Source organism: Nocardia salmonicida NBRC 13393 (assembly GCF_001613085.1).
Taxonomy (GTDB): Bacteria; Actinomycetota; Actinomycetes; order Mycobacteriales; family Mycobacteriaceae; genus Nocardia; species Nocardia salmonicida.
Genome location: NZ_BDBR01000023.1, coordinates 129,173 through 142,934 on the forward strand (window position 1 = coordinate 129,173; position 13,762 = coordinate 142,934).

Here is a 13,762-nt window from a genome sequence, read left to right on the forward strand (position 1 = left end):
TTACCTTCTGCGAGTCGGTCGTTGCGGGTGCGTTACTGCAGATCTTCGGCGAGCGCTTCGATGCCGCCTTGCTGGTCGAGCCACGTGAGGAAATCGGTGAGACCGGTGTCGCGATCCACGACGGGCGTGTAGCCGAGATCGCGGCGAGCCGCCCCGGTGTCGTAGGTGGCGGTGCGTGTCATCAAGGCGACCGCATAGCGCGACAGGGGAGGCGACCAGCGATTCGCGACCGCTGGTATGCGCCAGACGGTTTCGATGGCCGCGACCACGGCCGCCAGTACGCGAGGGTTCGGTCGGCGGGAAGGCGGCTGATACCCCAGCCGGGTAGCGACTTCGCCGAGGAATCCCCAGACGTCGGTCTTCTCGGCATCGGCGACGAAGTAGGCCTTGCCGCCCACCGCGTCCGAGGTCAGCGCCAGTAGGCAGGCGTGCACGATATTGTCCACGTGGCACAGCGAGGCCTCGATGGTGCGACCGTAGGACAGGTCGGGCAGGGAGCCCGCGGCCGTCCGGTCGAGCAGCCGAACGATCGGTCCCGATCGGTCCCCGGCGCCCCAGATCGCTCTCGGGCGTAGCGCCACCGTCGTGAATTCCGGTGTGTCAGCGGCAAGTACGGCACGCTCGGCCACGGCCTTGGTTTCGGAGTAGTGGTTGAGGTAGCGGCTCGGATACGGCAGCGATTCGTCGACGTCGACCTGATCGCCGCCGTCTCGCTCCATCAGGGCACTCGGACTCGACATGAAGACGAACCGGCCGGCGCCACCACGTCGTGCCGCGTCGAGCAGCAGTTCGGTGGCACGGACGTTCTCGGTCCAGAAGCGGTCTCTGGTGCCGCGTTCGTCGACCCGCGCGGCGCTGTGGATCACCACGTCCATCCCGCTGGTGGCTCTGCTCAGCGAGGCCGCGTCGGCGAGATCGCCGTAGACGACCGTGACGCGCGCCGCGGCGGGGCCGAGATCGTCGAGAATGCTGGTGCGCCGGACCAGGATCGAGACATCGTGGGTGCCCTCGGCGATCAGCGCGCGCACGATGGCGCCGCCGAGGAATCCGGACGCGCCGGTGACCAGGATCTTCATCGTCGCGAATCCAGTTTCTTCGTGGCCCAGCGGGCGAGTTGTTCGCGGCCGATCTTGGCGTTGTGCCGGATATCGACCGGGAAGCGCGGGTGCACGAGGAATTCGACGATCGGGACGAGCGTGTCGAATTCGGCGGCGCGGGTGCGCAATCGGGTGAGTGCGGCCGCCGCGTCGGCGCCGGGTTCGAGCTCGACACACAGCACCGGTCGCTGGGTGCCGGGGGCGCCGACGCCGACCAGTGCCGTGCGCGCGACTCCCGTCACCGCGTTGAAGACCTGTTCGACCTGCACGGTGAACATCGGGCCGCGCGCGGTGCTGATCCGCTGGCTCTTGCGTCCGCAGAACCAGATTCGCCCTTGCTCGTCGAGCCATCCCAGATCGCCGGTGCGATGCCAGATCTGCTCGCCGTCGGTGATCTTGCCCGCGGTGTTGGCATGCGCGGGCCAGTAGTAGCGCGTGCTCACATTCGGGCCGGCGACCACGATCTCGCCGACCTCCCGCGGGCCGAGTTGTTCGGTGTCGTCCCAGGTCGCGACCGGATCGTCGGTGATGGCGAGCAGCCGGACCCGTACTCGATCGGTGGGTCGACCGATGCAGGTGCCCTCGCCGCTCTTGGCTCGCTCGACCAGACCGGCGAGCAACTCCCGCGATTCGATGGTCGACATGGGCAAGGCCTCGGTCGAGCCGTATCCGGCGTAGATCTCGACATCGGGACGCAAGACTTCCCGCAAGCCCGCGACACACCAGTGCGGAACGGGAGCACCACCGGAGAAGACGCTGGCCAGCGACTGCACGTCGACCGGATGTGCGCGTAACCGTTCCAGCAAGGGAATGAGCACCGCGGGCGAGGCGAACATGGTGCGCACGCCGAAGCGCTGGATCGCATCGACCACGTGCGCTGGATCGGTCGAGCCGACCTTGCTCGGAATCAGCGGTGGCAACACGCATCGTGACCCGAGGAGCAGGTCGAGGACGCCGACCAGCGGCAGTGTCACCAGGGAGGTGTCCGGTGGCGTGCGCCCGCGGGCGGCGTGCACCTGTTCCACCATGGCGGCGAGATTGCCGTGGGTCAGCTCGACGGCTTTGGCAGGACCGGTACTGCCCGTGGTGAAGCCGATGATCAGCAACTCGTCCGGATCGGCGGCCACACGTTCGGGCAGAGCGCCGGTCGGGGTGCGGCGGTACGAGGCCAGCGTGGGTCCACCCCAGAACCAGCGGCGCCCCACGGTGAGGGTGGTGCGCACCCGCCGGAAGCTGCGCGGAAACAGCACCCGCAGAGCGTGCGCCTGCGGGATGCCGATGAACGCCTCCGCTTCGACCGCACGCAGGCAGTGCACCATGCGACGCACGCCCATGCCCGGATCGATCACCACCGGTACGGCGCCGATCTTCAACAGCGCGAACAGGATCGCGTACAGCTCCGGGCTCGGCAGCACGAGCACGATCGTGCGGGTGCCGCTGCCGACCCCGGAGTCGGTGAGATGTTCGGCGATGGCGTCTGACCAGCGATCGAGCTCGCGATAAGTGATGCTGCGGTACTCGGGTAGCCCGTCGGCGGTCGAACCGTCGGGATGGATGACCGCCTCGCGGTCGGGCTCCTCGCGGGCGAGTTCCCGGAATCGGTCGATGGTCTGCCAGTAGGTGGCCGTCCTCACGCGGTGGTGTCCGCGGGAAGGCGGTACAGCGTCGCGGCCGCGGACGGGCCCGCGCCCGCCGCGACGAACAGCACATGGGTGTAGCCGACGAGCGTGCCCTCGGCGCTCGCGCGCGCATAGGCCAGCGGTAGCGCGGCGGTGTGCGGGTCGCCGTCGGACAGGTCGGGCACCCGCACCGCGTCCTGGTCGATGCCGAGCGCGTCGGCGAGCCGCTTGGGGAAATGCGGGCTCGGGGTGGATGCGATCAACGCGACGAAGGCGCCCTCGAAGTCGGCGAGCGCGGACCGCGCGACGTCGGTGGCGACCGTGAGGATTCGGTCCTCGTAGTCGGGTTCGCGTTCGACGGTCATCAGTGCGCGGCCGACGGTGCCCATGGCGGTGGTGTCGACATAGGCCTGTCCCGCTGGAGTGCCGGGCGCGGTGGCGGTGTGGACCGGACCGAAGCCCTCGGGGCCGTCCACCTGCTCGAGCAGCAGCGCGGCACCCGCGGTGGCGTAGGGGAATTCGGCGTCGGCGCTCGACCTCGTCATCGAGGGATGGGTGTCGCCCGCGACGATCAGGACGTGCTCGGTACTGCCGGTCGCCAGCACCGAGCCCGCCACCTGCACGGCATTGACGACGCCGACCGCGCCGTTCATCAGGTCGAAGGAGAATGTCCGCGGATCGGACCTGGTGTAGTCGAGCCCGACGCCCGCTGCCTTCTGGATCAGCGCGGCCACCGCCGGTTCGACGGTGTTCGAGTCGCGGAAGATGCCGGTATTGATCAGCACGCCGACCTGGTCGGGGCGGACACCGGCCTGTTCGAGGCACTGCCGGGCGGCGCGGCCGCTGTGTTCGACGACGCTGTGGGTGTCGGTGGATCTGCTGGTTCCGGTGGAACGGATACGGATGCCCATGGCGAAAACCTCAGACCTTCAGGGAGGAGATGGTGGTGGACAGGAACCCCGCTACTACGCCGGACGCGGCCGGAACCATGAGCAGTTTCGACCCCGCCGCGATGTTCTCGTCGGCCAGCTGATCGTGCAGAACGATGAAATGCGAGGTGGTCGAGGTATTTCCGTACTTCTCGATCACATTCAGATCCGGCGGCATCTCGGCGCCGAACTCGCGGGCGGCCACCGCGTTGATGTACGGCACGGCGGAAGCGCCGAATTGGTGATGGATGATGTAGTCGAACTGCTCACCGGCGAAGTCGCGGCCCTGCTGCTCGAGGAAAGTGCCCTGGGCGTCGGGCCAGAGCAGAAACCGTGCTTCGTTGTGCATCTTGCGGTTGTCGGTGTAGAGCGCGACGCCCGAGGACTTGTCGCTCGGCATGCCGAGGCACAGGTGCGAATGCTCCGCGGCGGTGAACAATTCGACGTAGTGGATCTTGTCGGCGTCGTCGACCGCCCGGTCGAGCACGACCGCGCACCCGGAATCGCCCACCGACAGCGAGGCGAACTGCAGGTCGTACTTCTCCGAGATCTCGTTCACCGCGGTCTCGGCGATGGGGGTGATCGCCTCGCCGCTGACCACCATGCCGTTGCGCACCACGCCCGAGCGGATCATCCGATCGAGAATGTAGGTGCCGGTGAGCATTCCGGCGCAGGCGTTGGAGACGTCGAAGGTGATGGCCCGCTCGGCGCCGAGGGACTTGGCGATCGTCGAGGCGAACGAGGGCTCCATGTACATGCGGGTGCCGTCGTTGCTGCGGGTGATCGAACAGGAGATGATCACCTCCAGCTCGCCCGGGGCGTAGCGCGAGCGGGCCAGGCAGTCCTGCGCGGCGTTGACGGCGAGGGTGAACGAATCCTCGACCGATTCCGGTCGGGTGTCGCGCACGCGGCGTTCTTTCACGCCGGTGATGCGCTCCAGATCGAATGCCGGTGGCGTTTTCAGTCGGGAGATCAATTCGGTGGTGGACAATATGTTCGACGGAAGATATGCCCCGATGGATTCGAAACGCGAATGCGACACGTGAGCTCCCGGATGCGGTCGAAGAATGGTGTCCCGGACGATTTTCGATCGCCGGTGAAATCGAACCCTACCGGTCTCGAACACGCGCGGCGAGCAGTGATCCACCACACTGCACGGCACGATTGATTGTGTGCGACAACATGTTACGGGAACCGCGGCAATCCAGGAATTGTGTGCATACTGCCAGGACAGGCGACCTTCGTGCGCGTATCGGCAATGGCTGGGCTATCGATCACGCGGGTCGTCGACGCGGCCGTGCTGTGCTGCAGAACGGTGCTCGCGCAGTGAGTGACCTCACGATTGTTTACACCGTCGAATAAATTGCGCGCGGAGCGGTCTTGTCTTCGGAGCACAAGTGTCCGCGCGAAGTTTGTCTGCCGGACTAACCTCCCGAGCCGACGACGCGAGCCAGCCGACGGTGCGAATCCAGCCGCGCCGCACGATCGAAAGTGCTGGTGTGGACGAGGATTTCGTCGGCGTCGGTGCGGCCAACCAGGTTCTCCAACGCTTCTGCCACGTCATCCTCGGTGCCGTGGATCTGATTGCCGAGCGCCTGCTCGAAGTGATGGCGCTGCCGGTCGGTCATCGTCGCCGGGTCGATCTCCTCGGGTGGGATCAGCGCCGGGAACTCGCCGTGCGTGCGCGAGTAGGCACTCGACCACGCCTCGGGGAGCAGGAGTCGGTGTGCCTGTTCGGTCGAGTCGGCGATCACCACCGCCGCGGAGACGACGACATACGGTCGTGGCACCCGGGCGGTGGGCTGGAACAGAGTGCGGTACCGCGCGATCGCCTCCACCATGGACCGCGTGCCCGCGATCGGGGCGATCACCAGCGGCAGTCCGAACCGCGCGGCGCGCTCGGCCCCGGCACCGGTGGCGAGGAGGAACGTCGGCACGTCGGCGCCTTCCGCGGAGACGGCGTGCACGCCCTGCCTGCCCGCCTCGAAGTAGTCGAGGACCTCGATCAGGCGAGCGTCGAAATCGTCGGCATCGTCGAGATCGTGGCCGAGCGCGCGGCGTACACCGTCGGTGAATCCGACCGAACGACCCAGGCCCATGTCGATACGTCCGGGAAACAGTGATGCGAGCACGCCGAACTGCTCGGCGACGACGAGTGGTTGATGATTGGGCAGCATCACCCCGCCGGTGCCGACGCGGATTCGTGAGGTGGCCGCCGCGACCGCGGCGGCGAGCACGGTCGGTGCGGTTCCGGCGACGCCGGGAACGCTGTGATGCTCGGCGACCCAGAACCGGTGATAGCCCCACTGCTCGGCCAGCGCCGCGAAGGCGACTGTCTCGCGCAGTGCGCCGGCGTGGTCCTGCCCGCGCCGCACGCGCGAGCGGTCCAGGATAGAGAAGCGAACCGATTCGAGTGCCATATCAGTAGTCAACGTCGACGACGCGCGGCGATTCCGTGGCGGTGACACGCGCGGGTGATCTTCGCAGGTTTAGATCGGTACCAACCCTGGACCAACCTTTCGCAACCATAGTGTGCCCCGAGCGCGATCACCGGCGAGAAAACTGCGAGGAGTGCACCATGGTTCGACATCCCAACGGCCGCAAGGTAGATCATCGCCACCGCGCGGTCGAGGCCAGCGAGGACGCGCTGCGCGTGCTGCGGCTGCTGCTCGAGATGCACGGCCCGGTGGTGCTGTACCTCGCGCCCGATACCGATGGGTACACGCCGATCTGTGTGCGGCGCAGCGAGTTCCGTCCCGGCGCGGGTGACGTCCTGGCCGGCCAGACGGCTTGGCACACGCAGTTGTGGATGGCGGAGCGATTCCATGTCGGCTTCGACGACATCGATGTGCGGATCGAGGTGCGCAACCGTCCGCAGCGAGGTTCTGCTTCCCTGGAGGCGACGTGCGGGTTCCGGTTCGCCCTGCGCGTCGACAACATCGATGCCGCTGCCGAATTCGCCGAGGAGGCCTCCTAGTCGCTCACCAGAAGCGCGGAGTCAGCCCCCAGTCGGCGAACTCCGCGGCCAGCAGCTCGCGCAGCGCCGCACGGGTCGGGAAACGGTCGGGGTCGCCGCCGGTGACCACGAGCGTCACGGTGTCGTCATCGCAGGAGAAGGCGAGATTGACGCCGACCTCTACCTGACGGAACAACTCGACCGGGCCGGGATTGACCACCGGACGCATGATGACGTCGCGCGCACGGTGCGAGCCCAGGACCGCGATGTTCTGGGCTGTGCGACCCATGTTGGTGCACAGGCACTCCGGGGCCTTGGCGGTGCGGGCGAACTTGTGCAGCACCACCTTCGGCAGCATCATCTGCACCGGTTGCAGGTGCTGGATCGGGGGGATGGTCGCGGGATCGCGGTAGGCGCGGCCCGCCGCCTTGAGCGCGGCGCGGACAGCGGGTAGATCGGCGCGTTCGCCGACGCGGTAGCCGACGCTGATCGGTAGTCCGGTGGTGGCGTTGGCCCGGCGGTCGTCGGCCTCGCGCATCGAATGCGGAATGTCGACGCGGACCTCGGCGCCGTCGGCGATCCGGCCACTGCGGCCGAGCAGGCCGACTGCGACGCCGATCAGCAGACCGTTGGTGGTGCCGCCGTGTGCGGCGGCGACGGCGTCCCATTCGGCGAGATCGAGCTGGACGATCGACTCGGCGGCCTGCCAGGTGTCGGCATGCGGTAGACGCGGGGCGGTCGGCCGGGGATTGCGGGCCGGTTCGCTGACGCCACGGGACCGGCGAGCCGCGCGCACTCCGCGAGCCACGGCACGCAACTGACCGCGGGCATCGGTGAGGTCGGCGGCGAAACGGCCCCTGCTCGCGACCGGGCCGACGAGTCTGCCCGCACTGGCCGCGCGGTCGGGTGACTCGCCACGGTTGAGCCGGTCCAACGAGTCGACGATCGCGTGCATCATGCCGCCGCCGTCACACGCGACATGGGAGGCGACCAGGGTGACCACGGTGCCACCGGATTCGGTCGGCGCGCCGGCCAGCTGCCACACCAGTCCGCGTTCCGGGTCGAATTCGACGGCGGCCTGCTCCAGGAACCAGTCGAGTACCCCGTCGTCGGAAATCGGCGTGTCCGACCAGCGCAGCGGCAGGGATTCGGTGGCGGGCTCCCAGTGCGCGCGGGCGATCGGGAACCGGGTGGTGCGGACCCGGCGGGCGATGAAACCGGTCGCCAGGTGTGCGTGCCACCGTTCGAGCAGGTCGCGCCCCAGCGGGGCGTCGAAACGGTAGGCCAGCTGATTGACCAGGGCGTTGGGGTAGAGGCTGTGCAGTTTGAAGAACAGGTCGTCGTCGGCGGTGATCCGGTTGAGGCCGGTGGGACCCGCGGCTACCGCTGCGGCGGAAGTGACGGAAGGGGAAGTGACGGTCATCGGGTACTCCTCATCGGGAACGGAGGGTGCGCACGGTCAACGGCGCGAAAACGGCGACCACTACTACCGAGGCGACCAGTGACCACAGGGCGTCGGCGCCGACGGTGCCCTCGGCAGCCAGCGTGCGCACCGCGGAGACCAAGTAGGACACCGGATTCAGGTCGGACACGTGGCGCATCCAGGTCGGCATGGCTTCCTCGGGCACCAGCGCGTTGGAGGCGAAGCCGAGGAAGGTCAGCACCAGCATCGACATGCCCTGCACGGCGGCCGGGCGGGCGATCGTGGCGCCGATGAAGGCGAACAACCAACTGATAGCGGTTGTGGCGACTACGACCAAAACGGCACCGGCCAGAAATCCGGCGGTGTGCTCGGGTCGATAGCCCATACAGAATCCGACGATCACGACTGTGGTGGCGGCGATGAGATAACGCACCGCGCCCGCCAGCAATGTTCCAGCTACCGGTGCTGAGCGGGCGATCGGCATGGCGACGAAGCGATCGAAAACACCCGAGTGGATGTCCTCGGAGAGTTGCACGCCGGTCGCGACCGAGGAGGTGAGCACGATCTGGACCAGCACGCCCGGAATCATGATCGGCAGATAGGCCGCCGTGCTGCCCGCGATGGCGGTGCCGAAGATGCTGCCGAAGAGCACCGGCCCGACGATCGGCAGCAAGATGGCGTCGTAGAGCAGCTGTGGGCTGTGCCGGAACGTCAGCAGTCCGCGCCACGCCATCATCAGCGAATGCTGGAGCGCGGCAAAGGGGCTGACGCGGGTCACGCGCGGCGCGCGCACGACCTGAGTGGGGGTCGGGGCGGTCTCGACGGCGAGAGTCATTGCGGGCCTCGATTTCTCGCGTAGGGCGCTCACGCCACGTCGGCTCGGTCGGCGGTGTGGGTGTGTCCGGTCAGCGCCAGGAACACCTCGTTGAGATCGGGTCGGTCCACTGCGAAGCCGCGCAGGCCGATGCCCACGTCGCGGCAGGCCGCGACGATGTCGGCGGCGAGAGCGACCTCGGACAGGGCGACGGTCAAGGTGCCGGTCGACGACCCGTCGGGGACCTCACCGGTGATGTCCTGGATCAGCGACTCGGCGCGTCGCAGGTCCGCGGTGTCGGGGATGTCCAGGCGCAGAACCTGGTCACCGATCGAGGATTTCAGCTCGGACGGCGTGCCCTCGGCGACGAGGTTGCCCCGGTCGATGACCGCGATCCGGTCGGCGAGGGCGTCGGCCTCGTCGAGGTACTGAGTGGTCAGCAGTACCGTGGCCCCCCGCTCGACCAGGCCACGCACGATGCCCCACATGCGTTCTCGGGTGTGCGGGTCCAGGCCCGTGGTCGGCTCGTCGAGGAAGATCAGCGGTGGCACGGTGATCAGGGTCGCCGCCAGGTCGAGTCGTCGCCGCATGCCGCCGGAGAAGGCGCTGACACTACGGCGTGTCACCGACGAGAGCTCGAACTGCTCGAGCAGTTCGTCGCAGCGCCCGGCAGCGTCCTTGCGTGACAGCCCGAGCAGGCGACCGAACAGGCGTAGATTCTCACCGGCGGTGAGGGTTTCGTCGACCGAGGCGTATTGACCGGTGAGCCCGATCATCGACCGCACGGCCGTGGCCTCGGAGACGACGTCGTAGCCGAACACCTCGGCGGTGCCACGATCCGGTCGCAGCAGTGTGGCCAACATTCGCACCGTGGTGGTCTTGCCCGCCCCGTTGGGGCCGAGCATCGCGAACACCGAGCCGGCCGCGATCTCGAGATCGACGCTGCCGACCGCGGTGAAGTCACCGTAGGACTTGCCGAGTCCGCTGGTGCGGACGGCGATTTCGGTGCTCATCCGAGCCTCCCGGCGTGGTCGAGGGTGGCTATCGGAAATGGTTGGCGGACAAGGGATTCCACCTCATCGGCAGCCCTGGACACGCCGTCGCCGGAGAACCGGCTCGCGTAGTCGGCCACCCGTGACGCCACATGCGGTGCGGCCACCAGGTCCAGCAGCGCGGTGAGCCGCCGCTCGCTGAGCTCGGCGGCGCGCATGGTGCCCGCCAGGCCGAGCCGAGCCAGCGCACGACCCCAGTACGGCTGATCGGCCTGGATCGCGCAGATCACTTGCGGCACACCGGCTCGCAGCGCGGCGGCTGTCGTTCCGGCGCCGCCGTGATGGACCGCGGCGACGCAACGTGGGAACACCGTGGCATGGTCGAGCTGTTCGACGATCGCCACCTCAGGTGTCAGGATGGGTTCGATGCCGGCCCACCCGGCGGCGAGCAGCAGACGCTGCCCACGCCGCGCGCACACCGCGCGCAGCACGGCCATCAGCGCCGCCGGATCGCCGACCGCCATCGAGCCGAAGCCGACATACACCGGTGCGGGCCCGGCGTCGAGCCACGCGTCGAGCTCGGCGTCGACCGGACCGCCGAGGTATCCGTCGACGTCGACGGCGAACCCGACGATCGGGTGCCGATCCGGCAGTTCGGCCGCCAACCCGGGAAACAGGTCGACGTCGTAGGCCTGGATCGAGACCCGTTCCGGCAGTGGATGTTCCACGACCCCGAACTCGGCGAACGGCAAGGCGAGCGCGGTGTCACGCGCCCACCTCAGCGTCGACCAGATGCGACGGTTGAGCGCACCGGGAATCCTGGCCCCCCACGCGGTGGGTATCACCGGGACCGAGCGATTGGGGTGGATCGGGAAGAAGTGCACCGCGGCCAACGGCAAGCCGACTCTTCGCGCAACCTTCTCCGCCGTCTCCTCGCCCGCCATCCCGGTGACCAGCACATCGTGACCGGGCGCGAGGACGTGGAGTTCCCGCAGCGCGCGGGCCACCCCGCGCCGCTGCAGGGCCAGCACCGCGCGCACTCGTTGGCGCGGGTCCGAACTGCGGAACCGCTGATCACTGTGCTGGGTGTACAGCAATTCGGCACTGTCGCGGCCGAAACCGACCGCGGGAATGCCGTGGGTGGTCGCGAATTCGACGAGATTGGGCGAGAGCGCGAGTGTCACCGAGTGCCCGCGAGCCAGCAGCTCGCGGGCCAGCAGGATGCCGGGTTGAGCATCGCCGCGGCTTCCGGTGAAGGCCAGCAGTGCGCGCATTGTCAGCCCGCGCTCAGCGCCGCCGCTGCCGCGGTATCGATGGCAGCCGCGGCCGCGACCGGCGCCGCGATCGTGGTCACCGCGTAGATGGCCCTGGCGAACTCGGCGAGAAAGGTGTCCATCACCTCGGCGGGCAGGCCCGCGGGGTAGCGGGTGGAGACATAGAGGCCATCGGGACCGCGCACGATCCAGAAGTACACCTCGTCGGTGGAGTACGACACCGCGCGCAGCGTGCGTCCGCGCAGGTCAGCGACCAGTTCGTAGTCCGGCAGGATGCGGATGTCGAGGAACGAGGCACCGTAGGTCGGGCCTTCCGTCGCGCCGACCATCGCCAGCGAGCGTCCCCAGGAGGCGTCGTTGCAGTGGCGGGAGCGCTTGAGCGCGGTGCGGGTCTCGTCCAGTGCCACGGCCATGTCGGCACCGGCGGGCAGGGTGACATCGACCGGCACGACGTTGACGAACCAGCCCATCGACTCGAGCCAGGTCAGGTCGGGTCGGGTCACGATCGGCATCACGGTGCGGAATCGGTTCTCGCCGAAGGTCTCACGAGTGGCGATGGCCAGTGCGGCGAACACGGTCACCGAGAGCCGGTGTTTGACTCGTTCCAACGCTTCCTCGACCTCTTCGAGCTGCGCGAGGGTAAGGAGCGTGCGCGACACACTGGGCTGGGCGTGTTCACCGTCCAACACGGCGACCCGGTCGGCGGCGAAGCGGGGCATGGGAGAGCCTGGGGTGCCCAGGAATTCGCGCCACAGTGCGACCGCGGGCGAGTCGGGGGTCAGTTCCTCGGCGGCGGCGCGCTCGATCACGGCATAGTCGGCGGGACTGCCGAAGGTGGCCGAGTCGCGGATCTCACCGCCGGTGGTGACCGCGGCGTAGATGGTGCGCAGCTCGAGGATGAGCACCGCCTGGGAGTAGGCGTCGAGGACCGAGTGATCGGCGCCGACCAACACGGTGAAGTCGTCGGTCTCGTGGGCGACGGTGGCGACCAGCAGATGCGGCCAGACCAGCGGCGATAGGCGCAGTTCCAGTAGCTCGCAAAGGTATTCGTTGATCTCGTCACCGTCGGTCGGATCGGCGACCGGAACGCCGGTGACTCGGACGGTGCCCGGGGCGGTGGTCACCCGGTGGTAGCCGCCGTCGCCGGTGGGGGCGACAGTGGTCCGGAAGCCCTCGTGGCGATCGTGCCACAGTCGCAATGTGGTCGCCCACGCCTGCTCGTCGAGTGGGGCATCCATTTCGAAGATGGTGCCGATCCAGCGACCGCGGCCGGGACGGGGGTCTTCGGGGTCGATGAAGCCGAGATACTGCTCGTGCACGCTGGCCAGCGGACGCTGGTCGTCGGTCCAGGTATCGGCAGTGATGGTGGCGGGAGTCCAGATCGACAGATCGCCGGAGCGAATCCGGAATTCGGACAGATGTGTGTATTCCATACCGGGTCACCTCAAGGGGGGAAAGCAGGCCGAGAACGGCACGAACGAACGGGGAACGGGTGACCGCAGCAGCGTCACCGATGTTGCTCTGGATACCGCACCGGATGCTTCCGGCGAACCCTGGGTTATCCCGAGTCTACAGCTTATAACTGTATGGATTTGTGAAATATTACTTAGTCACTAATAGGTGATGTGAACAATATCACTTTCATTTCGTGTCGATTTTCCGACATGGACCAGGTTCCTTCAGGTAATGGACGTTTGGTCGACACTGTCCCAATCAGTCGGTGGGCGGCCCGAATTCGGGGAGCACCGTGCCGTGCCGCACGACCCCGGACAGGCCGGGCAGCTCGGTCGGCGTCGACCAGGTGCGGAACCCGTCGTAGCTGTCGCTGAAGTAGTACCGACCGTCGGTGTAGGCGTCGAGGTAGATGCGATAGCCGCCGTCGGGGAGGGGGACCACCGACTGTCCTTCGCGTGGACCGCCCCAGCCCGCCCAGTCGCCCGTGGCCATGAAAGTGAAGGGGCCGAGCGGGCGATCGGCGACGGCCAATTCGATCAGCTTGGAGTCCTCGTTCTTCACGAACGCGAAAAGTCGCCCGTCCAGTCGTTGCAGTGTGGTGTCGATGTATCCCAGCGAGCCGGGCCCGCTCGGACCGAGGCCCAACAGGGGCAACGGCGGCGCCCATGTCGTGAGTCCGGCATCGAGGGGGATGAGCAGATGCGGAGTGAAACCGCGACCCCAGGTGAGCGAGACGATGATGCCGACTCGGCCTGCGGCGTCGGCATACCACTCCGGCGCCCACGCACCCTCGAGCCGTCCCGGCACGAGCATCGGGACGTTGGCGAGGAACGTCCATGTGATCCGGTCTCGACTGCGTGCCAGGCCGATCGCGGTCGCGTCACCGGCGATCGTATAGGTGAGGTAATAGGCGCCGTCGGTGTGCAACAGCACGCTGGGATCGCGGACCAGGCCGGTGGGTGGGGTGAACGCGTGCTCGCTGACCGGAGAGAAATCGGTACCGTCGCTCGATTCGTACACCGCGAGCGTGGTGTCGCTGTCGGCGCGAAAAGCCGTCATCGTGTAGCGGATCGGGGTGCGTGGCGGGTCGATGCCGACGCCGGGGCCGAGCGAGGATTGTGCCCTGGCCGTTCCCGCGGCGAGCAGTGGCAGCCCGGCGAGCAGCGCGAGTGCAGATCGTCGGCCCACTGTCATCGCCATGAC

Annotated in this window: 12 protein-coding genes; 1 reads left to right on the forward strand and 11 read right to left on the reverse strand. The window is 67.9% G+C overall.

Annotated elements, in window-relative coordinates; translation table 11 throughout:
• Positions 1-32: 32 nt before the first annotated feature.
• The 5 genes from NS1_RS22635 to NS1_RS22655 form a co-directional block, all read right to left on the reverse strand.
• Positions 33-1,076 (reverse strand): NAD-dependent epimerase/dehydratase family protein, encoded by a 1,044-nt coding sequence (locus NS1_RS22635; protein ID WP_062987513.1) that lies wholly within the window; start codon positions 1,074-1,076, stop codon positions 33-35.
• Positions 1,073-2,731, reverse strand: a complete 1,659-nt coding sequence (locus NS1_RS22640; protein WP_062987515.1) for a fatty acid CoA ligase family protein — start codon at positions 2,729-2,731, stop codon at positions 1,073-1,075. The genes NS1_RS22635 and NS1_RS22640 overlap by 4 nt, the downstream gene beginning before the upstream one ends.
• Positions 2,728-3,627: a beta-ketoacyl-[acyl-carrier-protein] synthase family protein gene (locus tag NS1_RS22645; protein WP_062987517.1), complete on the reverse strand. Its 900-nt coding sequence runs from the start codon at positions 3,625-3,627 to the stop codon at positions 2,728-2,730. The genes NS1_RS22640 and NS1_RS22645 overlap by 4 nt, the downstream gene beginning before the upstream one ends.
• 10 nt (positions 3,628-3,637) lie before the next feature.
• Positions 3,638-4,687 carry a 3-oxoacyl-ACP synthase III family protein gene (locus NS1_RS22650; protein WP_056817570.1) on the reverse strand — a complete coding sequence of 350 codons (1,050 nt, stop codon included), beginning with the start codon at positions 4,685-4,687 and terminating at the stop codon, positions 3,638-3,640.
• Between the two features lie 382 nt (positions 4,688-5,069).
• Positions 5,070-6,065 (reverse strand): MsnO8 family LLM class oxidoreductase, encoded by a 996-nt coding sequence (locus NS1_RS22655; RefSeq protein WP_062987519.1) that lies wholly within the window; start codon positions 6,063-6,065, stop codon positions 5,070-5,072.
• Positions 6,066-6,223: 158 nt separating this feature from the next.
• On the opposite strand from NS1_RS22655, the gene NS1_RS22660 reads away from it, so the two are divergent.
• On the forward strand, positions 6,224-6,622 hold the full coding sequence (locus tag NS1_RS22660) for a DUF779 domain-containing protein (RefSeq protein WP_062987521.1): 399 nt from the start codon (positions 6,224-6,226) through the stop codon (positions 6,620-6,622).
• Positions 6,623-6,626: 4 nt separating this feature from the next.
• Here NS1_RS22660 and NS1_RS22665 read toward each other — a convergent pair whose 3' ends face one another.
• From NS1_RS22665 to NS1_RS22690, 6 genes are all read right to left on the reverse strand, one after another.
• A complete protein-coding gene (locus NS1_RS22665) occupies positions 6,627-8,024 on the reverse strand; it encodes a hypothetical protein (protein WP_062987522.1) in 1,398 nt (465 codons plus the stop codon).
• A gap of 10 nt (positions 8,025-8,034) precedes the next feature.
• Complete coding sequence (locus tag NS1_RS22670; protein ID WP_056817562.1) at positions 8,035-8,859, reverse strand: ABC transporter permease; 825 nt, start codon at positions 8,857-8,859, stop codon at positions 8,035-8,037.
• A gap of 29 nt (positions 8,860-8,888) precedes the next feature.
• Positions 8,889-9,851, reverse strand: coding sequence for an ATP-binding cassette domain-containing protein (locus tag NS1_RS22675; protein WP_062987525.1), 963 nt, complete (start codon positions 9,849-9,851; stop codon positions 8,889-8,891).
• Positions 9,848-11,104, reverse strand: coding sequence for a glycosyltransferase (locus tag NS1_RS22680; protein ID WP_062987527.1), 1,257 nt, complete (start codon positions 11,102-11,104; stop codon positions 9,848-9,850). Before NS1_RS22680 ends, NS1_RS22675 begins: the two co-directional genes overlap by 4 nt.
• Before the next feature lie 2 nt (positions 11,105-11,106).
• On the reverse strand, positions 11,107-12,537 hold the full coding sequence (locus NS1_RS22685; protein ID WP_062987528.1) for a condensation domain-containing protein: 1,431 nt from the start codon (positions 12,535-12,537) through the stop codon (positions 11,107-11,109).
• 280 nt (positions 12,538-12,817) lie between these two features.
• Positions 12,818-13,759 (reverse strand): glycoside hydrolase family protein, encoded by a 942-nt coding sequence (locus NS1_RS22690; RefSeq protein ID WP_062987531.1) that lies wholly within the window; start codon positions 13,757-13,759, stop codon positions 12,818-12,820.
• Positions 13,760-13,762 lie beyond the last annotated feature (3 nt).